A 22447-nucleotide genomic window follows, 5' to 3' on the forward strand; every position below is an offset into this window, starting at 1 on the left:
TTCTTTGTAATACTTAGTTGGTCAATTTGAATGAATATTGAGACATTACTATGCCTTTTTATCTATATAGATCTTATTATGTCACGCCCCTACATGTTGATTGCCTTTAGTAATGTAGCGTGAGTTGTGTTTTTGTTGCGAGTTTGTAAATTTCATTGATGTTCTTTAGTTTGAATTTTACACGATATTTGTGGTATTGAGAAAGTCGCTCATATGGAGATGTAGGTTATAAGGCTGTTTTTTCGTTTTTTGTGTAACTGTGGCAATGGTAAGTTACATGACTTTTAGTGCTTCCCTCTAAAATAATAAAATTGCTCTTTAGATTAGAGAATATATTGAGTATTGTTTGTCTTATTTTAATTTTGGAGTTTAATATGACTTGGGAAATACTTAACCAGAAGCCAACAAACAGTAATGCTAGAGATGTTGTTGTATTGAATAGATTTAGTAACTTTTTACGTCAGTTAGATATTGATCCTAAAATATTAGATAAGAGAGAAGTTAAAATCACAAGACAAGCGATTTTAGTTATCCAGGCGATGACAGATTTTGATCGAAAGAATGTGATAAAAGATATTTATAAAATTATAGATAACCCTAAAAGAGCAAGTCTAACTAAGCATAGTAGAAACCCTTTTTGGCGCTTGGCAAGGAATGTTGATCCTTTTAGATCTTATCATTTTTTAATTCTTTATCGTATTTCTGATGGTGATTCTGTAGTTATCGAAGAGATTATGTTAGATAGCAATCTGCATGGTTCAAAGTTAGAGTCTAAAAAGCAAAGAACTATGTTATATGATATAAAGAAAGAAACAAATGCTCGTTACTCAGAAGATAAAAGTACTAACGAAGATATTCAGTCTGCATTGAATAGTTGGGATGGGAAAGGCGCCAATATCATTCCGAAAATTAATTGTGATCACGTTACTATAAATGGTATGAATAACGATTATAATACAGCTTCAAAGTTAATGGGTGTTCATACGGATATCGCATACAGAAAAGATAATATACTTAGGTATAATTTGTTTCATAATCCTACAGATGGAGGGATTTTTGACTTGGCTGAGTGTGTTTTTGATCAAACCCGTATATTCAAAAGTAGAAATGCGAAGCAACTTGCTTCTTTAATCATTAAAACACAAAGTGAACGTCGTCGAGTGAAATGGACTGTTCATAGTCAAGGAGCTATCATATTTCGTTCTGCGATTGAGGAAGTAAAAAGACTAAGGCCTGAGCTAAGATTAGACGGACATGAATTGGCAGTGCATAGCCCCGGTGGTAATTATGGTATTTTATCCATTAAAGCAAAGCGCTTAGGCATGAAAGTTCAGCCACTGAGAGCTAACCCAGCAGACTTTGTACCTAATGTCATTGGGTTAAATGGTGTAACAAGTATCACCAAGATGAATTTGAGCTTGAGTCCTGTTTTCATTTGGGCTTGTTTTCTATCCAAAACCATAGGCGGTAGTCCTCATTCATTACCATATCTTGGGTTAAATACTTACGAAAAACAGTTGAGAGAGTCAGGTGCTCGGCAAAAGGCTAGGGTGATAGGTAAATATGCAAAAATTGGTAAGCATTAATGGGTATCAGGTCTATTTTAAAATTAAAATTTCGGTCAGGAGCGAAATTGTCTAAACCTAACCAAAGACTTTATCGGTTTGGGAGTCTCGTTTGTGATTTGACTGTACCTGGGGGATTTTACGAATCAAATAGGGCGGAAGAAAGCCCAGAGATTACGCGTGATTTCTTAGAAAGTAATGTTAAGAATGATTATCATAATCAATTTTTTTTGGTAGAGCGCTTAGAGTGGCCTTACCATACGATAATTCCATACCCAGGAACATACGACTATTATGGGCATTTGATAATGAAACTTAGCTTGGTTCCATATGCAAAGAGCTCAAATGTTAAAAAATCTCTATATGATATAAGAGATGATATCTTATTTCGATATGATGATTTTTATAATGCCGAAGAACATGATCCTAATACGGGGAGAGGGTACAATAAACATAAAATAAAATCTATATATAGGCATTACAACGAAGAGGTGGTTTTGGGGAATGAAGAGCTAAGAAATGAACTTATAAATAATAAAGTTTTAGATACATTGATAGTTCCTCCAACTATAACGCTACATCATGACTATATTAAATATGAATCTGAAAAGAGCTTTTCTAATTTTAAGAGTAATTATTGCTTTTTATTTAATGAATATTGTTACTTGAGCATAGAGTTTTATCACAATGGATGGACTGATCGTTATATGAAAGTTTGTCTTGAAAATTCTCAGGAAGCTGAAAATATGATTGTATCCTCGATAAAAATATCAGAGTTATTGGATTGACATATTTTTGATAATTAGGTTTATAATATAAAACCCAAGAGCAGAAATTTGCTACTATTTGTAAAAGTTGAAGGCTAATTCCAACCGAATAGCATCCGGCATCAAACCAATTTGATTTTCAATATCCAGTACTAACTTACGTTGAGAGAGCGCGCTTTGCTCTTGCTGATCTACATCCGATTGTGAGGTTAAGCCTTTCTTACGCAGGTTTTGTTTACGGTCTAACTCTTTGTTGGCGATAACCAGACGGTTGGCTTCTATCTTGAGTGTGCTTTTGAGATTCGCTTCTTCTTGGTTCAGCTTAGCCAGAGAGGTTTGAGCAGATTTGAGATCGGCTTGAGCTTGAACCAGTTTCAACTCGTAATCGAGTGGGTCGATTCGCAAGATTTCTGTCCCTGCTTGCAACACTTGTCCTTTTTCCAGCTGCGGATGGCGGTAGACCACTTTCCCCGTCACTTCGGCTATCGCTTTCCATTCCACTTTTGGGGCGATCTTGCCAAACCCTATGGCTACTGGAGCAATGGCTTTGAGCTCAAGTGGAATCGTCTCGACCAACCGTGCACGATCTCCTGCGGGTTTTACGGGCAAATCTGGTTTGAGGCTAATCGCCAAAAACAGAATGACGACCCCCACCGCAAGAGCAGGAAAGAACAGCAGCTTTTTATTTATCTTCATATTGTTCGCCCGAGTCTAAAAATCCATGTTTCATCAGTTGTATGTTGTGTTCGAATAATCGGTTCAAGAAGGCTTCAGAAAGTTCAATGCCATGAATGGCGAGCAGTGCTGGTGGTGCCATAAAAGGAAATACCATCAAGCTGATGTAAGAGACGCGACAAAGTTGAGGGTCGGCGTCTTTTCGTAAAACGCCACTGTCGATCAACTTATCAAAGATCACGCCTTGCATTGGCTTACTGATATCTGCGAAGACTTTTTCGAGCAGTTTGCGTTGGGTTTCCGATGGGGGCATATTCATAACTTGGGCAACTAAGCGTGGGAACTGTGGTACCTTGATCATTTCGCGGTAGTAGGTGCGCATTAGATCGAGAAAGTTTTGCTCGTTACTGTTGGATACCAACGTCTGCATCTGCTTTTGCATCGGTGACAGTGTTTCGCGCAACATGGTCTCGAACAAGCCTTCTTTGTTGCCAAAGTAGTAACGAATCATCGCCACGTTCACGCCTGCTTTCTGCGCGACTAGGCGAGTAGAGACCTTGTCATAAGCCATAATGGTGAAGAGTTCGCGCGCGTGGAAAATCAGTTTTTCCCGTGCGTCGATATTATCTGTGGGTCTTCCCGCCCTTCGATGCGCTTCCGTCACAATCTTCTCTCAAAATATTAAACATTTGATTAATTATAAGACGCTGATTTCTCATGCGACATGTGAAAAATTAATCAGTATTTAATCAAGTGATTAATTTGTGATGAAGAGAAGTAAAAAAGAGCAGAAAGAACTGCTCTTTGAACAAATAGAAAAGTATTTACTTAGGAAAAACGGTCTTTTGAGGCTAGATCACCCCCAACTTAACACACTCCAATTCGGTCTGTTGGCGTGTTCTTTTAGTTGTGGGCATGGATTTACCAGATAAGCGTAGTTCGCGTATTCACAAAGCGGTAAATCGTTGATTGAATCGGTATAGAAATGGATTTCGGAATAAGGCTCAGGCTGATTTTCTAGCCACTGTTTTAATCGCGTGACTTTGCCTTCACGATAACTCGGGATACCGTCGATTTCAGCAGTATAACGGTTGTTTTCCTCGATTAAATCAATTCCGAGTGCGGTTGGAATATTAAGACGGCGACCAACGGCTTCCACCAAAAAAGTGACGCTGGCAGAGATGATAACCATATCTATATCATCACGAGACAGTTGCTCAATCAGGGTTTTGGCTTGAGGGAACTGTTTAGGCAAAATATGGCTTTCAACACATTCTTCAACCAAGGCGTTTACTTCTTCAATCGGCATGTTTTCTAGTGGCTTCATGGAGAACGCTAGGTAATCTTCCATGTCCATTTTGCCTTCAGAGTACAAGGCCATTAGACGCTGATCTTCCATAATAAATAAAGGATCAGTCGCGATGCCTCTCTCAACCATAAACTCGTTCCAAATCATTGCGCAGTCAGCGTTTATTAGGGTTTCATCCATATCAAAAACATACAAAGGTTTGGACATGTTTAGGCTCTCACTGGTTGAATTTCGTTTAGGTTAAAGAGTAGCTCTAGTTGGCTGCCATTCGCTAGTAAGCGTTCTGAAGAGCGGTTAAGCAAGTCAACAGTGAGCTCACACTCTTCAACGTTCACTTGATAGCGAATAACATTACCTAGAAGCTGGTGGTTGGTGATCGTACCTACTTGTGGCGCTGAGATGTGGCTATCATATTGACGACCTTGCTCTTTTACATATATAGACTCTGGGCGAATCGCTACTTTCCATTCGGTATCAATGTTGAAGAGTTGCTTGGCTTTATTGGCCTCTACAAGGTTGTAGTGCCCCATGAAACCGGCCACAAACTCGTTAGCAGGATGAGTATAAATTTCTTCAGGTGTTCCTGCTTGAACAATTTCCCCTTTACTCATTAGGAAGATACGATCAGACATAATCATCGCCTCTTCTTGGTCATGAGTTACGAAGATAGTGGTGAGATTCATCTCTTTCTGAATGTCTCGGATTTGCTGACGAAGGTGTTTGCGGATTTTGGCATCAAGCGCAGAAAGTGGTTCATCAAGCAATAATATGCGAGGTTTCACCACCAACGCTCGAGCGAGTGCGACACGCTGGCGCTGACCGCCAGAAAGTTGATGCGGATAGTGTTTTTCTTTACCTGCCAGATCCACCAGTTTGATGACTTTAGCCACTTCACGTCGAATATCATCATTCGCAAGCTTTTTCATTTTTAAGCCAAATGCAATGTTGCCTTCGACGGTCATATTGGGAAACAGCGCATACGATTGAAAGACCATCCCAATACCACGCTCTTGCGGGACTTGATGCGTGATATCTTCTCCGTTTACCCAAATCTCGCCTCCATCGACAGGGTTAAGCCCAGCAAGGCTGCGAAGTAGTGTCGATTTACCACAACCGCTAGGGCCCAAAAGCGTAATGAATTCACCTTGCTCGATGTTAAAGTGAATGTCCTCAAATACGGTGTTATCACCAAAACGTTTAGTCAGATTTTTCGCTGTTACGTAGCTCATTGTTTGACTCCTCGGCTGAAACGACTTGCCAACCAAGTCAGTAAAAAAATAAATAGGAAGTAGGTCATCACTAAGGCAGACGTAAAGTGGCCGCTCGTCTGACGCATGTTATACAAGTAGATTTGCAGGGTTTCATAACGTGTGCCGACTAAAATATTGGCGAACACAAACTCTCCCAATAGAAATGAAAATGAAAGGAAAAGCGATGCCATCAGTCCTTTTTTGAGGTTAGGTAAAATGACCATCAAAAACGCTTTGGTTGTGCTTGCTCCTAGCAAGTGTGCAGCGTCCATTAAATCGTTAAGGTTAATTGCTTCGAAGCTATTAGAAATCGCACGATACATGAACGGTAACGCTATGGTGAAGTAAGTACCTACTAGAATCCAAGGAGTACCGATAAGGGAGATTTCACTGTCAGCATAAAGTTGAAGCAAGCCGACGGAGGACACCACTGGTGGTACAGCGAATGGTAGCAAAATCAATACGTTCATGAGCTTATCGAGCCTTGGAAAGTAGTAAAACACCACGAATATCGCTGGCAGAACTAAAATCACACTGAGGGTTAGCGAAGCAATACAAATAAACAGCGAACGCCCAAATGCTTGCAAAAAGCGTGGGTCGGTCAGCAATTTAACGTACCAATCAAAAGTGAAACCATCTGGAAGCACCGTGGCGCCCCAGCGTGATGAAAGCGAATAGACAAAGGTCGCTAAAATCGGGATGAGCATGATCCCAGCAATGGAATAAACCACCGTTTTATGGAATCGAGTATTAACGTTGTTCATGACTACTTCCTACCTGCATAGCTTTTCGAAATGAGCCATTGGTTAATCACAGTGATAAAGGCAAGTAACGCCATTAGAATCACCGAAATTGCAGCGGCGAGATTAGGTTCAAGGAACAGGTCTCCCGATACCAGACTCGCAATTCGAATGGTGATGACGTTATAGTTACCGGAGGTCAACGCATAAACACTCGCATATGCGCCGATTGCGTTGGCTATTAAGATAATAAAGGTACCGAATAAGGCTGGTGAGAGCACTGGCAGCGCGATTTTCGCCCAATACTGTGATGTTTTGGCTCCCAGTAGCGCAGCAGCAGCTTGCCAATCATCACTCAACGCGTCGAACGCAGGGTAGAGCAACAACACCGCCAGCGGGATTTGGAAGTAGATGTAAATGGCCAGCAGGCCCCATTTACCATAAAGGTCGAAATCACCGAGTAAGCCATACTGCTTGAGCAAAAGGGTAATCGCCCCATTGGTGCCCAAAATAATAATAAAAGCGAATGACAGAGGTACGCCTGCAAAGTTGCTGCTCATGTTCGTAAACGCAATCACACCGTCGCGGACTTTAGAATCGACTCTGCGCAGAGAAGAGACCAACAGAGTCGCAATGGCTAAGCCAAAAATGCTCGACCATACAGCTAACCACAAACTGTTGCCAAACGCCTGCATCATAAAGGCGGAGTCGAGCACTTCAATGTAGTTATCGAAGGCAAACTCGCCATCGTAGATAAAGCTGTTTAACAGTACCCAAATCATCGGTGCGAGTTGAAATAGATAGAAAAACAGTGCGAAAGGCGCCAACCAAATGGCTGGCTTAAAGCGCTTTAACCAAGTACTTGCCAAATTTGAACGTGATTCGCTAGAGCTTGGAGAGAGGACTGAACTGCTCATAGTGCTAACAATTCCTGAGTGTATGGCTTCGTGTGGTCAAGGTTTAGCAATTGACAAACGGTGCCACAAATATCAGTTTGCTTAATATGGCAATCTTGATGGGTAAACTTATCACCAATGACAAACAGGGGAACTTCTCGCTCTTCAGGCAAAATCCCACCGTGAGAAAGATCGTTGTTCATGCCATGATCGCTGGTCACAATGATTTGATACCCATCAGCAAGCCATTGTTCGATGTAGTTGGAAAGAATAATGTCTGCACCTCGCGCACAATTGCGGTATTGGCGAGAGTCTAGGCCAAACTTATGTCCTGTATCGTCGATATTCATCGGATGGATCAATAAGAAATCAGGTTGATAGTTGCGACGTAAATACTCTGCGTCCAGGAACAAGGCTTCATCAGGATAATGATCCCAATGGTAAAAGCAGCCATGCTGGATATTCAGGGTTTCATCATGCGTGAAACGATCGCGAACAGGTTCAAATGGTGTGCGATTATAAAGCTCACTTACCCAATGGTAGGCAGCCGCAGCGGTCACTTTTCCTTGGGCTTTTGCCAAACTGAAAATGGAATCGTGTTTGGATAGACGAACGATATTGTTGTTTACGATGCCGCTTTCTACAGGGCGAACGCCCGTTAAAATGCACTCATAAAGTGGGCGAGACATAGAGGGCAGCTCACACTGCACAGGATAAAGCGTTGCGCGAGTTTCTTGTTGGGAACGACTTTGTTCTAGAAGACCATTGAGGTAGCCCATGCAATCACGGGCTACCTGATAGTTCAGTCCATCTAGAACAACAAGGATGACCTTATTGCTCATAACGACTTACTCTTATTGCTGGTGGATTAAGACACTTTCTTGCCATTGACGTGGCAGCTTACGTGCGGACTTTTCCCAAGCTGAGAAGTCAGTCACTGGGTGAACATTGCTGTATTGGTCATTAGCAATTAGCTTGTCTTGCACTGCTTGAGGCAGTGTGATGTTGGTGCGGATTGGACGCGCATAACCTTCTGCTAAGTTGATTTGCCCTTGATCGCTGAAGATGTATTCACGAGCAAGCTTTGCTGCATTAGGGTTCTTCGCGTATTTATTGATTATGGTTGTATAACCAGAAATCACAGAGCCATCTTGAGGAATGCTCACTGTAAAGCGGTCGCGGTCAATTTTGTCGCGGTAGTTCAATGCATTGAAGTCCCACATGATCGCCACTTCCACTTCGCCTTTTTCTAGGTTGGCGATGTTCGGATCGGTAAATGAAAGACGACCTTGCTTCGCGAGTTCAGAAAAGAATTTGAGCGCAGGCTTGAGGTTGGATTCGTCCCCACCGTTGGCGAACGCTGCGGCGAGAACCGCGTTGTTTGCCTGTGCTGCTACGCCTACGTCACCTACGGTCACTTTGTAGTCGCCTTTTAATAGGTCATCCCACGTTTTTGGCGCGTCTTTTACGAGGTTATTGTTGGAGATAAAAGAAATAGTGCCAGTGTAAGCAAGTGCCCAATGACCATCTTCGTCTTTTGCCCAATCTGGGATGTCATTCCAAGTTGTTGGTTTATATGGCTGAGTGACGCCTTTTTTAACCGCTACACGTGCGAAGGCAAAGCCTACGTCACCAATGTCTGCGGTCGCGTTTTTCTTCTCAGCTTCGAATTTTGCGATTTCTTGAGCCGAGCTCATATCCGTGTCTTGGTGCTTAAGGTTGTAATTTGACTTTAAATCAGCCCAAGTGTCTTTCCAGTTTGCCCAACTGTCAGGCATACCCACACTGTAAACCGCCCCTTCTTTTTGTGCTGCAGCTACCAAAGATTCAATATCGGCTTCTTTCGCTACTGTTGGCGTAGCGAGCGTTACCGCAATGATTGCCGCTGGTGCGGTAATTGAACGACTTAGCAAAGTTTTCATTGTCTCCATCCTTCTGGACTAGGTCAGTAAGTTCGCTTTGTATGCTATGGATGGAATGTGACGATTTAGCGCAAGTAATTTGACAGTTTTGCTGATTTTATATGGCACTTATATTTCATACGTTCAGTATGTGTTCTGTTGATTAATGTCATATTTTTGTTACGTAAACGCCTTATGTTATTCGTCAAATTATCGTTGGACTAGATCAGAATGAGAGCGACAGGCACCGGACAATTTGGTACCCAATTAGGAAAAATTAGAAGCAGCTTAAAACAGCAGATTCTTTCCGGCATCATGTCGGAAGGACAAAAACTGCCGTCAGAGAGAGAGCTCAGTGAGCTGTTTTCTACGACTCGAATCACTATCAAAGATGCGTTGGTGTCTTTGGAAACGGAAGGTCTTATTTATCGAGAAGAGCGCCGGGGTTGGTATGTATCTCCTGAGCGTATCTGTTACAACCCGTTGTCTCGTTCTCACTTCCATCAGATGATTCGAGAGCAGCATCGTATTGCAGAAACTAAGCTACTCAACGTGCGAAGTGAAATGGCCGCAGGTGAGTATGCCAAATCGTTAGAGGTTGAGCGAATTACCCCAATTTATGTAATTGAACGGTTACGTTTTATTGATGGGCGAGCGGTATTGTTTGTTGAGAACGTGCTCAAAGCGGCACTGTTTGAGGGTATATTGTCTGAGAACCTCACCATGTCCCTGACAGGCATTTATCGTGAGAAGTATGGTTACGAGACAAAGCGCTCTCGTTTTGATGTGATTCCCACGTCAGCTCCTGCTCATGTCGCTAAGGCGTTGAACCTAGCTGAAGGACAACCCGTTCTGAAAATTCGGCGGGTAAACTACAAACAAGATGGGCATTTAATGGACTGCGAATTCGAGTATTGGCGTCCAGACGCAGTGATGATTCGCATTGATAGCGTAGGATAAAGCGCAGAATTAAAAAGAGCCCAATGAAGGGCTCTTTTTCGCATATTGGTTAGAGAGGCGGTTTAAACGAGGCCTTGCTCTTTCGCCATTCTGCTTGCAATGCCGGGTGCTTTCCAAATGCTTGGCAGCAAAATGAAAGACACAGGTACGGCAGTAATTACAATGAAAGACTGCAATGCAGAAATACCACCAGAGCCCATTGAGATGAGCGCAATAGCGACAATACCCATAATCAGACCCCAGAACGAGCGAATCACTGCGTTTGGTTCTGTTGAGCCCGTCATCACTACACTGATTGTGTAAGTCATCGAGTCACCCGTCGTCACGATAAATGTTGTCGTTAAGATCAGGAACAGAACCGAAATGATCATTGGGTAAGGTAATTCACCAGTAATCGCTAGCAGTGCTGCAGGCAAGTTAAAGCCTTCAAACGCAGATGAAATCAAACCAGGGTTATCAAGTTCAAACGCAAGGCCACTGCCACCAACGATACTAAACCAGAAGCAAGTAATCAGCGGTGCCGCGATGCTAATAGACATGATTAATTGGCGAATTGTACGACCACGAGAGATACGAGCAATAAAGATCGCCATCATTGGGCCATAACCGATAAACCAACCCCAGAAGAATACTGTCCACCAACTTAGCCAGCCTGTATCACCACGGTAAAGTGCCATAGGGAAGAAGTTATCCACCATACGACCAACGCCTTGCACGTAGCCATCAACGATAAAGCTTGTCGGCCCGAAGAACAGGATGTAACCAATTAATAGTACAGACAAAATGATGTTGTAACGACTGACGATTTGAATACCCTTGCTCAAACCGCTCAGTGCGGAAAGGGTATACATCAGGATCGCCGCCATGATAACCATGCTTTGCGTTACGAACGTATCTGGCAGGCCAAACAATGAGTTTAGCGCGTAGCTAATTTGTAAACCTAAGAAGCCGATAGGACCGATGGTTCCTGCTGCTACTGCAATGATGCTACATGCGTCAGCAACATCACCAATCCAGCCTTTAATGGCTTTATCACCAAAAACAGGGTAAAGCAGAGTACGCGGCTTAAGAGGCAGGCCTTTATCGTAATGCAAGTGCATTAAGACAATGGAAGATAGACCACCAAGGATCGCCCAAGCTAAGAAGCCCCAGTGCATAAAAGACTGAGATAGGGCATTGATTGCGGCAGTTTTCGGTGAGGCTTCCCCGTATAGAGGCGGAGCAGTCACAAAGTGCGCGATAGGCTCAGCTGCGGCCCAGAACACACCACCACCTGCAAGTAGAGTACAGAGTACGATTGACAACCACTTAAAGTTATCAATATCAGGTTTCGCTAGACCACCTAGGCGCACATAACCAGTGCGACCAAACGCAAGAGCCAAACCAATTAGGAAATTCAGAAGAAGCAGTACTTGCCAGTAAGCTCCGAAATATTTAGTAGCAAAGCCGAAGCCGGTGTTAACCATTGCGGTTAGAGAGTCGGTATTCGTTAGAGCAAGTAAAACGAATAGAGTGAGGAAGCTACCACTTAACCAAAAGACAGGATTGGTGAGTTCGAGGCGCTTGAGTAAAGATGGGGGATGAATAGCAGAATAGTCAGCATCCTGAATAGGCGCTGTGTGGGAGGCGGCATTCGTCATATTTGACATAATTACTTCGCTTTTTAGGGCTATGAAGCCGTGCATTTCCCCTCACATCGTTTCAACGAAAAGTGTGAGGATGTTCAAAAAGCTGATGATGTTAACATGTCGAAGTTGCAAATATAACCTTAGATTTCGATTAATTTTTAACAGGTTAGCCAAGTTGCTGATTTTTGGGTAGAGATCAAAAGAAAGAGTTTTTACGTGAAATACACCGCATTTCGTATGTAATTAACATTTCCCTTGTTTTTGCATGGGATTGTCAGGATTACATTGAGAAAACATGTTTTTCCCAAGCTAAGGTTTAACTCGATGGCTCACTTCGAACTTAACGGGCAGTGGATGCTTACCTCGCCACAGCGTCCCAATCTTGAAATTCCAATGTTTATTCCGGGCGATAATGTGTCGGCGCTTTTACAAACAGAGCAGATTCCAGATCCTTATTTTGCCGATAATGAAAACAAAGTTCGATGGATTGAAGAGTGTGAGTGGCATATCTCACGTGAGTTTGACGTCGACGCGTTTACGTTGTCTGCCAAGCAAATTTGGATGACGCTAACTCGTGTCGATACATTGGCAACCTTCTATGTTAATGGTGAGTTAGCACAAACTTGCAGCAACATGTTTACCCAGCAACGTGTGGATATTAAACCGCATTTAAAGCAAGGTACTAACACGATTCGGGTTGAGTTTGCTCGGGTGGATTTAGAAGGTATCGCAAGAGCAAAAAAACTGCCATTTCCTATTCCATCGGCAATGGGCAACAACCAAATTCCACACATGAACTTGATCCGCAAAACACAGTGCCATTCCGGATGGGACTGGGGCATTTGCTTGATGGTATCGGGTATTTACGACCCCATTCAAATCGACATTGTGAATGAGCTTTGGCTCAAAGGCTTCTCGACAGAGCAGCAATGGCAAGCCGATGGGAGTGTGTTTCTTGATGTAGTAGTTGAAGTGGAAACGGACAGTCAACGCCATGAAATGATGGTTGAATTTAATGGTGAGCGTCAATGTATTCAAACAAAAGGAAGTGGTCACTATCATTGCCAGTTCCACATTTTGGAGCCTCAACGCTGGTGGCCATCGGGTTATGGCGAAGCGTATCTCTATCCCATTACCATTTCTTGCAGAGAGCAAAAGTTAACGCACAACATTGGTTTGCGTCAGCTAACTCTAAATAATCAAGCTGATGAGCACGGCTCTGCAATGGAATTTATCGTCAATGGCGTACCGATTAATGCTAAAGGTGCCAACTGGATCCCTATTGACGCAATGCCGGGGCGAGAGTGCGAAACACGTTATCGCAACCTTTTGCAAAGTGCGGTTGACGCCAACATGAACATGATTCGCGTATGGGGCGGTGGTCAGTACGAGAGTGAAATCTTTTATAACCTTTGTGATGAACTTGGCTTGTTGGTGTGGCAAGACATGATGTTCGCCTGCTCGTTGTACCCATCAAACGACGAGTTTTTAAAAGAGGTAGAAGAAGAACTTAGATTCCAAATCCCGAGGCTTAAGAAGCACCCATCAATCGCACTTTGGTGTGGTGACAATGAAGTGATTGGAGCTATTGGTTGGTATGACGAATCTAAGCGCAGCAAAGTCAAATACACGGTTAACTACGATCGCCTCAACCGCATGATTGAGAAGGAGATTACCGAGCAAGATAGCACTCGCCGTTTCTGGCCAAGTTCCCCATGTAATGGTGAACTGGATTTCGGTGATGCGTGGCATGATGATAGTAAAGGCGATATGCACTTTTGGGACGTTTGGCATTCAGGAAAATCATTCAGTGCCTACCTTGACGTGAATCCTCGTTTTTGCTCTGAGTTTGGTTTTCAATCTTGGCCATCTTTTGCTGAAGTTAAGCGGTTTGTCCCTGAGCAAGACTGGAATATTACATCCCCAACTTTCGAACAACATCAGAAGAACCCGCGTGGTAATAGTATTATCACAGAGATGTTCACGCGCTATTTTCGTTTTCCCTCTGGATTTGAGAGCATGCTGTATTTAAGTCAAGTTCAGCAGGCAATCGCGATCAAAACTGCATGCGATCATTGGCGTGCCATTTCTCCAGTTTGTCGCGGCATGCTGTACTGGCAACTCAACGATAACTGGCCTGTCAGCTCTTGGTCTAGTTTGGAATACAGTGGTCGATGGAAGCAGTTGCACTACCATGCAAAACGCTTTTTTGCGCCGCAGTATTTGGTATTTTCCGAGCATACAGGCAAGTTGAGCCTACATTTGCTCAATGATGCGAAAGAGTCCGCAAGCGTCAACGCATTGCTCAAGTGGGTAGATTGGCAAGGGGAAGAAAAGCAATGTTGGAGCTTAGAACAAACAGTCATAGCAGACAGCAATACGATTTTGTGGCAGTTGGATGAATTGATCGAGAAGGATGAACTTACGTCAGGCTTCTTCTATGTTGAAGCGCAAATCGGTGAAGACAGAATAAGCAACACATGGTTTAGTACTCACGAGCTAAAAACCTTGCCGATAGCGAAAGCCAATATAGATGTCTCTATTGAAGGGAGGCGAATTACATTGATTGCGGATAAGCCTGCGTTTTTTGTTCATTTGGAGAGTGATGCTGATGGAAGGTTCAGTGACTCCAGTTTTACTCTGTTGGTCAACGTTCCAATGACGGTTGAGTATTTAGGTGATGATGTTTCAGGTATGCAGCAGTCGTTGAGGGTATACCACCTTAATGATTAAAGCGGGTATAGAACATCTACATGCTGACAACTAAAAAGGGAGCGTTTGCTCCCTTTTTAGTTACCAAGTATCCGTTATTAAGCTCAGGTTGAGACAGAAGACTATTTAAGTTTCTGATGGACCCGATAGCTAACGACAAAGCCAATGTAGAATAGTGCAGCAAGAGTAATCATTGCCGTCGCGTACGCCAGTAGGCTGTTTAACCCTAAACCAAAAGCCAGAGTGAAGGCGATACCATGAATGGCTTCCGCAGGGATTCGGTACCAAGCAGAGTGGACGGAAGATCCAAAGAGGATAAAGGTACTAAGTAAGACAATCGTGCCGCCTATAAAGCCGACCCATCTGCTGTTGTTCATGTTGCAGTCTCAGGGGTTACCGAGGTAACGTAACAAAATATTTCAGGATCGTATTATACAACCGATCATCGCGAAAAGCGCTAGAGAAATTTCGCGGATAAAACAGAGTGTTTTAATTCGAACAAAAGAATACGACCATAGCCAACTTAATACAGGAATAACAAAACATGTTGAGATTTATACAACGTCGCCGCATTAAGAAAGTGATTAAACTAATGAGTACCAGATTGGTGGTGGGATACGGCAGTCGTGAGTACTTTTCGGTTGGTCAGGTAAAGACGAGCACCAGCGAGTTAAGCGCGTGCCAACAAAAAATTGCGTTGGCGTTGTATGCGAATCCGCAAGATCTTGATTTGGAAAATCAACCAGAGTTGCAAGCCATCCGCTCTGATGTAGCGCATGACTTCTTCGCTGGTGTCGATTATACCGCTCAAGATGTGCTTAATTTACTCGGCTCTGGTGGCTGGAAAGGAGGTCGAATGGAAGATGGAATGTCTCATCATTTTGGTATGCACAGTCGCTATTAAAAACATGCGTTAATTTTATAAATTCGATAAATATTTTTGCTGTTAAAGATTAATTAAATTTTCTTTCAATTGGGTAACAATTACCTAATTATGCACCCGAATCCCAGCGCGTCGCTGGACTGGTTGGATTGCATACCATGAAATTAATCATCAAAGGATTGGGGCTGAGTGCTCTTGTGCTCAGCATGTTTGCTCATGCAGATAGCAAAACGTTGAACGTTTATGCATGGGGTGGCTATTTGCCGGAAGCATCGTTAAAAGCGTTTGAAAAACAAGAAGGCGTTACGATTAATTATTCGACCTTTGAGAATAATGAATCAATGTATACCAAGCTAAAATTGCTAAAAGGTTCTGGTTACGATGTGGTTTTTGCTTCTGCGTACTTCATTGAAAAAATGGGTCGAGAAGGACTGCTTTCGAAAATAGATCACGCTCAAGTGCCAAACATGCAAGACACAATGGACGGCTTACTTGGCCAAGCGCACGATCCGAAAAATGATTACTCATTGCCTTATATTTGGGGCATTACCGGGATCAGCTACAATGAATCCATGGTTGAGCAACCAGTGACAAAATGGGCTGACTTATGGGAGTCACAATACGAACAACAAGTCATGCTGATTGATGACGTTCGCGATGTGTTCGGTATGGCGCTGAAGAAAAATGGCCATAGTGTGAACACCAAAGACGAAGCAGAAATCAAACAGGCTTTCGATTCTTTAGTGGCACTGAAAAATAACGTATTGCTGTACAACTCAGATGCACCTCAAGTCCCTTACGTGTCCGGTGAAACATCGGTCGGCATGCAATGGAACGGCAACGCATTCCAAGGGCAGGTTGAAATGCCTGAGCTGAAGTTCGTGATGCCGGAAGAGGGCGCGGTATTGTGGATGGACAACTTCACTATTCCGTCTGGCAGTAAAAACAAAGCATTGGCGCATAAATTTATTAACTTTATGTACCAATCAGAGAACCAAGCGGAAATCGTGACCAGTTTGGGTTATGCGTCGGCAACAAACGCTGGGCGTGACAAATTGCCAGAAGAGTTGAAAAACAACCGTACTATTTTCCCTTCATCAGAAGACATGAAAAAAGGCGAGTTCATTAATGATGTTGGCGCAGAAACGTTAGCGATTTACGAAAAGTACTGGCAACGTTTAAGAACGCAATAAGCGACGTCTTTACCTATTTTTAGGCTTAAAATCGTTCAAATTTGGATTCCCCTCATCACGAAAGTGGTGAGGGGAATTTTTTACAGGCTTTGTACTGCGAGTGTTGCTACGCGGCACGCTTTACGAGGCAGAAGTGCTTTTTACCGCGTTGCAGTAACCAATATTGATCGAACAGTGGGAAGCTCAAACTTGGGTTATCAGCCGACACTTTTTCACCGTTTACACTAATGGCGTTGTTGCTGATGTGTTCGCGTGCAACACGCTTCGAACTTGCTAAACCCGACTCAACCAACAGCTCAACCAAATCTTGTTGTGCGCTCTCAATGCTTGGTAAACCATCCAACTCCAATTGTTTTAATTCACCCAAACTCAGTTGTTGCACATTACCGCTGAATAAAGCTTGAGTGATGCGCTCGGCGCTAGCTAGGCCTTCTTCGCCATGAACAAATCGCGTCATTTCCTCAGCGAGAATACGTTGTGCTTGCGGTTTACCTTGGCTTGTTTGGTCTTGCGCCTCAATGCTGGCAATTTCTTCGCAGCTCAAGAACGTGTAGTAACGCAGGAAGTGGTAAACGTCGGCGTCTTCTGCGCCAAGCCAGAACTGGTAGAACGCGTAAGGAGAGGTTTTGCTAGGATCTAGCCATACTGCGCCGCCTTCGGTTTTGCCAAATTTGGTACCATCGGATTTGGTGATCAGCGGCAGAGTTAAGCCAAATACTTGCTCACCATTTTGACGGCGAGTTAAATCGATCCCGCTGACGATGTTTCCCCATTGGTCATTGCCACCGATTTGCAAACGGCAACCGTATCGACGGTTTAGCTCGGCAAAATCGTACGATTGCAGTAGGGCGTAGCTAAATTCGGTGAAGGAGATACCTTGGTCAGGTCGTTGCAGGCGTTGTTTTACCGAGTCTCGGTTGACCATAGTATTGATCGAGAAGTGCTTACCCACATCGCGGAAGAAGTCGATCACATTGATCGCTTTCATCCAGTCAGCGTTGTTCACCATGATCATCGGCTTGGTCAGTTGGAGGTTCATCAACTGCTGAATTTGATTAGAAAGATCGTTAACCCAGCCTGAGACGATTTCCTCTGAGTTCAGACTGCGCTCAGTCGCTTTAAAGCTTGGGTCGCCAATCATGCCCGTTGCACCGCCAATCAAGGCAACAGCTTGGTGTCCGGCATCTTGAAAGCGCTTAAGCATAATCAAAGGCACGAGGTGGCCGATATGCAAGCTGCCAGCTGTAGGATCGAAGCCGCAGTAAACGGTTTGTGGCTGTGAGAGAAGTGTCTGAATTTCTTCCAAATCGCTGGCTTGTGCAATCAAGCCACGATCTTGTAAATCTTGCAGTAATGGTGTTGTCATTCTTTTTGTCTGTTTTAGTGGTTGTTACATTCAGACTAAAACGCGACACCTTTTCTCGATATATCCCTTAAGGGACAGTTTTTTATCTTGAATGGAGAATGAGGTGATTGAGGAAAAGCTGGAATAACTCACTCAATGAAGACACATTTAATTGCGAGTAAATTCGCTTTCGATGATTTTTGACCGTGCCTTGAACTAAGTGTAACCGCGCGGCAATTTCTTTGGTGTCAAACCCTTGAGCGAGAAGCGAAGCCACCTCTTGTTCGCGACGGGTGAGTGATTCTACGCCAAACGTTGCTAAAGCTTGCTCAATGGCTAATCGCATACTGCCAGAATAAGCACTCTGTGCAAAAACAGGCTCAGAAAAGGTAAATTCCGTTTGTTTCCAATGCTGCTGACAAAGCGACTGAATTATCGGGAAATAGGGCTTTAGCTTATTGATTTGTGGCTGAGAAAAGTATTTTCCATCAGTCATATATCCGAAGTACAGCATGACCCAACGGCCAGATTCAACTTCGACTAGCATGCTAAGCTCGTCTTTCCACCCTGTTTGATGATAGAACTGCTCGCAGTATGAGGTGAAGTCAACGCCTTTACGCGCCACGTCTTTGAGCGTAAATACGCCTTGTTGCTTTGTCTCGTTTAGTTTGAGAAAAAAAGGGTCATTTTGAAATGAGTCAGTAAGGTAGCGTTGAAAAAGTAACTCTCGCTCGTTCTCAATTGAGTCGTAGAGATAAATAGGATGTTTACCTTCTCGGTAACCTAAAATAACTGCGCAATCAAAATGAAAAAGAGTGCGAATGACACGCATAAGTTTAGGAGTAAAGTTAGGCGTGTTAAGAGCAGAAATTGCTTCTGCTAGCAGATTATTAAAGTTATTGTCAGGCATGGGATACCGAATTGCAGGTGGTTTTGCGCAAGCATAACCAAAAGCAATCCAACGAGAAAGGGAAGTCGCCATCTTCTGGTGACTTCCATAGAGAAAGTTGCGTAAGTGCTCAGTTTTGAGGAATCATATCCCCGTTAACTTATTGATAAGGGTGCATAACAACGGTTTTATTTAAGCGATTAGTTGCTATGCATTACTGCGAGTTAGTGAGCTCTTCGTTAACCCAATATTTAGAACCAGACACGTTAGCATCGATGAGCAAACCTTTAGCGTTCAACTGATAGACGGCGACGCCGCTGTTAAATTGTTTTGAAAGTTGCTCTGAATCTTCGCCCGCAACAGCAGAGGCTTCACTTGTGGCCTCCCATCCTTCGTTGACGAACGTATCAAAGTCTTCTTTGCTCTCAAACAGAACCACTTGTTGGTAAAATTTGCCGCCAGCCCCAAGTGCAACGCCCAAACCAAACATATTCATATAAGTGCGTTCTTCTGTTTCCTTATTCACTGCGACTCCTGACCCTGAGTTGGTGTGAAACAGCAAAGATAATTTACGAGAATCAAAGACCGCGTAGCCGTACGCGTTGTCGTAAATAGCTTTTGCCTCCGGCTTTTCATTAAATAACTTGAGCAAAGCGCTATCTGCCATTAAGTCCACGGCTTGGCGAGCTTCTTCTGGCGTATCGCCTTCCATCAGCTCATCAATTTTTTTGTCGGCAGCATCTATCCATTCTTTGCTTTTCTCGATGCTGGCTTCCGTCCATTCGCCTGCGGTATTGATCGCTTCCTCGGACCAGTTCGTGAAATCTTGCCACGCTTGTTTTGAAAACGCTTTGGTGTCGTCCCAAGCATCTTGTGCAGTATCAGAAACTGCGTCGCCAAGCTCAGACATTTTATTGGAAATTTCATCCCAATCGGCATAAGCAGGGGATGCCAGGAGCATCAATGTAGTAAGGAGTGCGATAGGCTTTTTCATCAAATTCTCTCTGGAGTTATCGATATACCATTCATTTTAGGTCATCAGACTTTGATAATGAAATTGACTAAATGACGAACTTGAGAGAGGAATCACGAACTGATTGTGAAATGACGTGTGAATAACAAAGCCCTCACAAGGGGAGTGTGAGGGCTAGAGTTTATCGTGTGTTACTTGCTGCTAACTTTACCGAGTTTTAACCAAGTATCGATAACCGTATCTGGGTTTAGTGATACAGAGCTAATACCTTGATCCATTAGCCATTCCGCTAAGTCGTCGTGGTCTGATGGGCCTTGACCACAAATACCAACGTATTTGCCTGCTTTTGTTGCCGCATCAATCGCCATTTGAAGCATCACCTTAACCGCTGGGTTGCGCTCATCAAATAGATGTGCGACATCGCCAGAGTCACGGTCAAGACCAAGCGTTAGCTGAGTCATGTCGTTTGAGCCAATCGAGAAGCCATCAAAGTACTTCAAGAACTCATCGGCAAGGACCGCGTTGGATGGCAGTTCGCACATCATGATGACTTTAAGACCCTGATCGCCACGGCGCAGATCAAACTTCGCTAGCAAATCAATCACTGATGCTGCTTCGCTTGGTGTACGAACAAATGGGATCATGATTTCAACGTTTTTCAGACCCATTTCGTTACGAACGCGTTTGATTGCTTGAGTTTCTAGCTCGAAGCAGTCTTCAAACACTGGAGAAATGTAACGAGACGCGCCACGGAAGCCAAGCATTGGGTTTTCTTCATGCGGTTCGTATGCTTTACCGCCAACCAAGTTGCTGTATTCGTTAGACTTAAAGTCAGACATACGAACAATAACGCGTTTCGGCCAAAATGCCGCAGCAATGGTTGCGATACCTTCTGTCAGCTTGCTTACGTAGAAATCGATAGGATCTTTGTAACCACGAATACGCTGAGTGATTTCTGCTTTTAGCTCATCGCTTTGTGCATCAAAGTTAAGTAATGCTTTCGGGTGGATACCAATCATCTTATTGATGATGAATTCAAGACGAGCAAGACCAACACCTTCATTTGGAATTTGTGCGAAGTCAAACGCGCGATCAGGGTTACCCACGTTCATCATCACTTTTGTTGGTAGCAGTGGCAGTTCATCAACAGAAGAGCGTTTTACGTCAAACTCAAGTTCACCTTGGTAAACGTAGCCCGTTTCACCTTCTGAACAAGATACGGTCACGGTTGCGCCATCGGTTAACTTGCTTGTCGCATCGCCACAGCCAACGATTGCAGGAATACCAAGCTCACGAGCGATGATGGCAGCGTGGCAAGTACGGCCACCACGGTTGGTTACGATTGCAGATGCTTTTTTCATCACTGGTTCCCAATCTGGGTCAGTCATGTCTGTAACTAGCACGTCACCTTCTTGGACTAAAGACATTTGGTCCAGAGAGTCAACCAAGCGAACCACGCCTTTACCGATGCGCTGACCGATTGCACGACCTTCAACCAAAACATCCGCTTTGTTTTGTAGCTCGTAGCGCTCAATCACGTTTTGTTCCGTTTGTGAACATACGGTTTCAGGACGCGCTTGAACAATGTACAGCTTGCCATCAATGCCATCTTTTGCCCATTCAATGTCCATTGGACGCTGATAGTGCTTTTCGATGATCATTGCTTGTTTTGCGAGCTCTTTGATCTCGTCGTCGTTCAATGAGAACGTGTTGCGCTCTTCATCAGAAGTATCAACGATATCAACTTGTTTGCCGATTTCTTGGTTATCTGAGTAGATCATTTTGATCAACTTAGAACCAAATGTTTTCTTAACGATTGGGTGTTCGCCTGCTTCAAGCATTGGCTTGTGAACGTAGAACTCGTCAGGGTTTACTGCACCTTGAACGACCATCTCGCCTAGACCCCATGAAGAGGTGATGAAGACAACTTGGTCGAAACCCGATTCAGTGTCTAGTGTAAACATAACACCCGACGAGGCTTTATCTGAACGCACCATACGTTGGATACCCGCAGATAGCGAGATGCCACGGTGGTCGAACCCTTGGTGAACGCGGTAAGAAATCGCACGGTCGTTAAATAGAGAAGCGTAAACGTGCTTAGTTGCTTCTAGTACTGCGTCGATGCCTTTCACGTTCAAAAACGTTTCTTGCTGACCAGCAAAAGAAGCATCAGGTAGGTCTTCTGCCGTAGCAGATGAACGAACTGCGACTGAAAGCTCAGGATTGCCTTCGATCAGTTCTTGGTAATTTTCACGAATTTCTTGTTCAAGGTCCGCAGGGAAAGGGGCCTCTAATACCCATTGACGAATGTTTGCACCTGTCTTACGCAGAGCTTCTACATCTTCAACGTCTAGTTCATCGAGTAATTGGTGAATACGCTCATCCAAACCTTCGTGGTCAAGGAATTGGTTAAACGCGTATGAGGTTGTCGCAAAACCATTTGGTACAGAAACGCCTGCGTTTGCTAGGTTAGAAACCATTTCGCCAAGTGAAGCATTCTTACCGCCGACTTTGTCGACATCATCCATGGATAGGCCATTGAACCAGAGGGTGTTCTTTTGCATGTCTTTCTCCAGAAACATTGCAGCTTAGTAGGGGGACTTAAATCGATCTAAACAATCGCATGTTGGCTGTTATTACACGTTGACCATACATTGCTTCATTTAGATTGATATCAAAGGCAAACGATTACGTTCTGGCTGAAAAAAATTCAAAAGAATTTTTAAAGCTGTGGTGAACCTAACTGAAAGCCAAACTGATT

Annotated in this window: 19 protein-coding genes and 1 pseudogene; 6 read left to right on the plus strand and 14 right to left on the minus strand. The window is 43.7% G+C overall.

The features are described 5' to 3' along the window. The first annotated feature begins 374 nt into the window (after window positions 1-374). Together R7070_RS00955 and R7070_RS00960 are read left to right on the plus strand one after the other, a co-directional pair. Window positions 375-1586, plus strand: a complete 1212-nt coding sequence (locus R7070_RS00955) for a hypothetical protein (protein ID WP_250156853.1) — start codon at window positions 375-377, stop codon at window positions 1584-1586. A gap of 47 nt (window positions 1587-1633) precedes the next feature. Beyond that, the gene (locus R7070_RS00960; protein WP_253657273.1) at window positions 1634-2353 is read left to right on the plus strand and encodes a hypothetical protein; all 720 of its coding nucleotides are present in this window, start codon (window positions 1634-1636) and stop codon (window positions 2351-2353) included. Between the two features lie 81 nt (window positions 2354-2434). On the opposite strand, the pseudogene R7070_RS00965 reads toward R7070_RS00960, so the two are convergent. The 8 genes and pseudogenes from R7070_RS00965 to R7070_RS01000 form a co-directional block, all read right to left on the minus strand. Continuing rightward, window positions 2435-3028, minus strand: a pseudogene (locus R7070_RS00965) (HlyD family secretion protein); the annotation flags it as partial. Continuing rightward, the gene (locus tag R7070_RS00970; protein ID WP_158173376.1) at window positions 3015-3671 is read right to left on the minus strand and encodes a TetR/AcrR family transcriptional regulator; all 657 of its coding nucleotides are present in this window, start codon (window positions 3669-3671) and stop codon (window positions 3015-3017) included. The gene R7070_RS00970 and the pseudogene R7070_RS00965, both read right to left, overlap by 14 nt. A gap of 192 nt (window positions 3672-3863) precedes the next feature. Further along, the gene (locus R7070_RS00975) at window positions 3864-4523 is read right to left on the minus strand and encodes an HAD family hydrolase (RefSeq protein WP_158173377.1); all 660 of its coding nucleotides are present in this window, start codon (window positions 4521-4523) and stop codon (window positions 3864-3866) included. Window positions 4524-4525: 2 nt separating this feature from the next. Further along, window positions 4526-5545 carry an ABC transporter ATP-binding protein gene (locus tag R7070_RS00980; RefSeq protein WP_005373862.1) on the minus strand — a complete coding sequence of 340 codons (1020 nt, stop codon included), beginning with the start codon at window positions 5543-5545 and terminating at the stop codon, window positions 4526-4528. Continuing rightward, window positions 5542-6330, minus strand: coding sequence for an ABC transporter permease (locus R7070_RS00985; protein WP_158173378.1), 789 nt, complete (start codon window positions 6328-6330; stop codon window positions 5542-5544). The genes R7070_RS00980 and R7070_RS00985 overlap by 4 nt, the downstream gene beginning before the upstream one ends. 2 nt (window positions 6331-6332) lie before the next feature. Continuing rightward, window positions 6333-7223, minus strand: a complete 891-nt coding sequence (locus R7070_RS00990; protein WP_017633568.1) for an ABC transporter permease — start codon at window positions 7221-7223, stop codon at window positions 6333-6335. Continuing rightward, window positions 7220-8044, minus strand: a complete 825-nt coding sequence (locus R7070_RS00995) for an alkaline phosphatase family protein (RefSeq protein WP_213907141.1) — start codon at window positions 8042-8044, stop codon at window positions 7220-7222. The genes R7070_RS00990 and R7070_RS00995 overlap by 4 nt, the downstream gene beginning before the upstream one ends. A gap of 12 nt (window positions 8045-8056) precedes the next feature. Next, the gene (locus R7070_RS01000) at window positions 8057-9124 is read right to left on the minus strand and encodes an ABC transporter substrate-binding protein (RefSeq protein WP_005373851.1); all 1068 of its coding nucleotides are present in this window, start codon (window positions 9122-9124) and stop codon (window positions 8057-8059) included. Between the two features lie 210 nt (window positions 9125-9334). On the opposite strand from R7070_RS01000, the gene R7070_RS01005 reads away from it, so the two are divergent. Next, the gene (locus tag R7070_RS01005) at window positions 9335-10063 is read left to right on the plus strand and encodes a UTRA domain-containing protein (protein ID WP_005387087.1); all 729 of its coding nucleotides are present in this window, start codon (window positions 9335-9337) and stop codon (window positions 10061-10063) included. 62 nt (window positions 10064-10125) lie between these two features. Here R7070_RS01005 and R7070_RS01010 read toward each other — a convergent pair whose 3' ends face one another. After that, window positions 10126-11712, minus strand: coding sequence for a BCCT family transporter (locus R7070_RS01010; RefSeq protein WP_005373846.1), 1587 nt, complete (start codon window positions 11710-11712; stop codon window positions 10126-10128). A gap of 303 nt (window positions 11713-12015) precedes the next feature. On the opposite strand from R7070_RS01010, the gene R7070_RS01015 reads away from it, so the two are divergent. Next, window positions 12016-14424, plus strand: coding sequence for a beta-mannosidase (locus R7070_RS01015; protein WP_318141072.1), 2409 nt, complete (start codon window positions 12016-12018; stop codon window positions 14422-14424). Between the two features lie 101 nt (window positions 14425-14525). On the opposite strand, the gene R7070_RS01020 is transcribed toward R7070_RS01015, so the two are convergent. After that, entirely contained in the window at window positions 14526-14780 is a 255-nt protein-coding gene (locus R7070_RS01020) for a hypothetical protein (protein WP_005373837.1), read from the minus strand. 167 nt (window positions 14781-14947) lie between these two features. Between R7070_RS01020 and R7070_RS01025 the strand changes: the two genes are divergently transcribed. Both R7070_RS01025 and R7070_RS01030 read left to right on the plus strand, forming a co-directional pair. Continuing rightward, on the plus strand, window positions 14948-15307 hold the full coding sequence (locus tag R7070_RS01025; protein WP_005373833.1) for a DUF6559 family protein: 360 nt from the start codon (window positions 14948-14950) through the stop codon (window positions 15305-15307). Window positions 15308-15444: 137 nt separating this feature from the next. Beyond that, entirely contained in the window at window positions 15445-16479 is a 1035-nt protein-coding gene (locus R7070_RS01030) for a PotD/PotF family extracellular solute-binding protein (RefSeq protein ID WP_005373831.1), read from the plus strand. Window positions 16480-16585: 106 nt separating this feature from the next. Here the strand turns inward: R7070_RS01030 and tyrS are convergent, their stop codons facing one another. From tyrS to ppsA, 4 genes are all read right to left on the minus strand, one after another. Further along, window positions 16586-17845 carry a tyrosine--tRNA ligase gene (tyrS, locus tag R7070_RS01035; RefSeq protein ID WP_005373828.1) on the minus strand — a complete coding sequence of 420 codons (1260 nt, stop codon included), beginning with the start codon at window positions 17843-17845 and terminating at the stop codon, window positions 16586-16588. A gap of 82 nt (window positions 17846-17927) precedes the next feature. Next, on the minus strand, window positions 17928-18734 hold the full coding sequence (locus R7070_RS01040; protein WP_031778843.1) for a response regulator transcription factor: 807 nt from the start codon (window positions 18732-18734) through the stop codon (window positions 17928-17930). Between the two features lie 193 nt (window positions 18735-18927). Beyond that, window positions 18928-19707, minus strand: a complete 780-nt coding sequence (locus R7070_RS01045; RefSeq protein WP_005373824.1) for a hypothetical protein — start codon at window positions 19705-19707, stop codon at window positions 18928-18930. A gap of 170 nt (window positions 19708-19877) precedes the next feature. Further along, window positions 19878-22250: a phosphoenolpyruvate synthase gene (gene ppsA, locus R7070_RS01050; protein WP_005373822.1), complete on the minus strand. Its 2373-nt coding sequence runs from the start codon at window positions 22248-22250 to the stop codon at window positions 19878-19880. Window positions 22251-22447 lie beyond the last annotated feature (197 nt).

Origin of the sequence: Vibrio sp. 1557 (genome assembly GCF_033340175.1) — a bacterium.
Lineage (GTDB): Bacteria > Pseudomonadota > Gammaproteobacteria > Enterobacterales > Vibrionaceae > Vibrio > Vibrio alginolyticus.

Excerpts from the sequence above, each read along its gene's own strand:
- R7070_RS01000 (WP_005373851.1), bottom strand. The coding sequence starts at position 9,124 with ATGAAAACTTTGCTAAGTCGTTCAATTACCGCACCAGCGGCAATCATT.
- R7070_RS01010 (WP_005373846.1), bottom strand. The coding sequence starts at position 11,712 with ATGTCAAATATGACGAATGCCGCCTCCCACACAGCGCCTATTCAGGAT.
- R7070_RS00955 (WP_250156853.1), top strand. The coding sequence starts at position 375 with ATGACTTGGGAAATACTTAACCAGAAGCCAACAAACAGTAATGCTAGA.
- R7070_RS00980 (WP_005373862.1), bottom strand. The coding sequence starts at position 5,545 with ATGAGCTACGTAACAGCGAAAAATCTGACTAAACGTTTTGGTGATAAC.
- R7070_RS01040 (WP_031778843.1), bottom strand. The coding sequence starts at position 18,734 with ATGCCTGACAATAACTTTAATAATCTGCTAGCAGAAGCAATTTCTGCT.
- R7070_RS01005 (WP_005387087.1), top strand. The coding sequence starts at position 9,335 with ATGAGAGCGACAGGCACCGGACAATTTGGTACCCAATTAGGAAAAATT.
- R7070_RS00990 (WP_017633568.1), bottom strand. The coding sequence starts at position 7,223 with ATGAGCAGTTCAGTCCTCTCTCCAAGCTCTAGCGAATCACGTTCAAAT.
- R7070_RS00975 (WP_158173377.1), bottom strand. The coding sequence starts at position 4,523 with ATGTCCAAACCTTTGTATGTTTTTGATATGGATGAAACCCTAATAAAC.
- R7070_RS01020 (WP_005373837.1), bottom strand. The coding sequence starts at position 14,780 with ATGAACAACAGCAGATGGGTCGGCTTTATAGGCGGCACGATTGTCTTA.
- R7070_RS01025 (WP_005373833.1), top strand. The coding sequence starts at position 14,948 with ATGTTGAGATTTATACAACGTCGCCGCATTAAGAAAGTGATTAAACTA.
- R7070_RS00985 (WP_158173378.1), bottom strand. The coding sequence starts at position 6,330 with ATGAACAACGTTAATACTCGATTCCATAAAACGGTGGTTTATTCCATT.
- R7070_RS00995 (WP_213907141.1), bottom strand. The coding sequence starts at position 8,044 with ATGAGCAATAAGGTCATCCTTGTTGTTCTAGATGGACTGAACTATCAG.
- tyrS (WP_005373828.1), bottom strand. The coding sequence starts at position 17,845 with ATGACAACACCATTACTGCAAGATTTACAAGATCGTGGCTTGATTGCA.
- R7070_RS01030 (WP_005373831.1), top strand. The coding sequence starts at position 15,445 with ATGAAATTAATCATCAAAGGATTGGGGCTGAGTGCTCTTGTGCTCAGC.
- R7070_RS01015 (WP_318141072.1), top strand. The coding sequence starts at position 12,016 with ATGGCTCACTTCGAACTTAACGGGCAGTGGATGCTTACCTCGCCACAG.
- R7070_RS01045 (WP_005373824.1), bottom strand. The coding sequence starts at position 19,707 with ATGAAAAAGCCTATCGCACTCCTTACTACATTGATGCTCCTGGCATCC.
- ppsA (WP_005373822.1), bottom strand. The coding sequence starts at position 22,250 with ATGCAAAAGAACACCCTCTGGTTCAATGGCCTATCCATGGATGATGTC.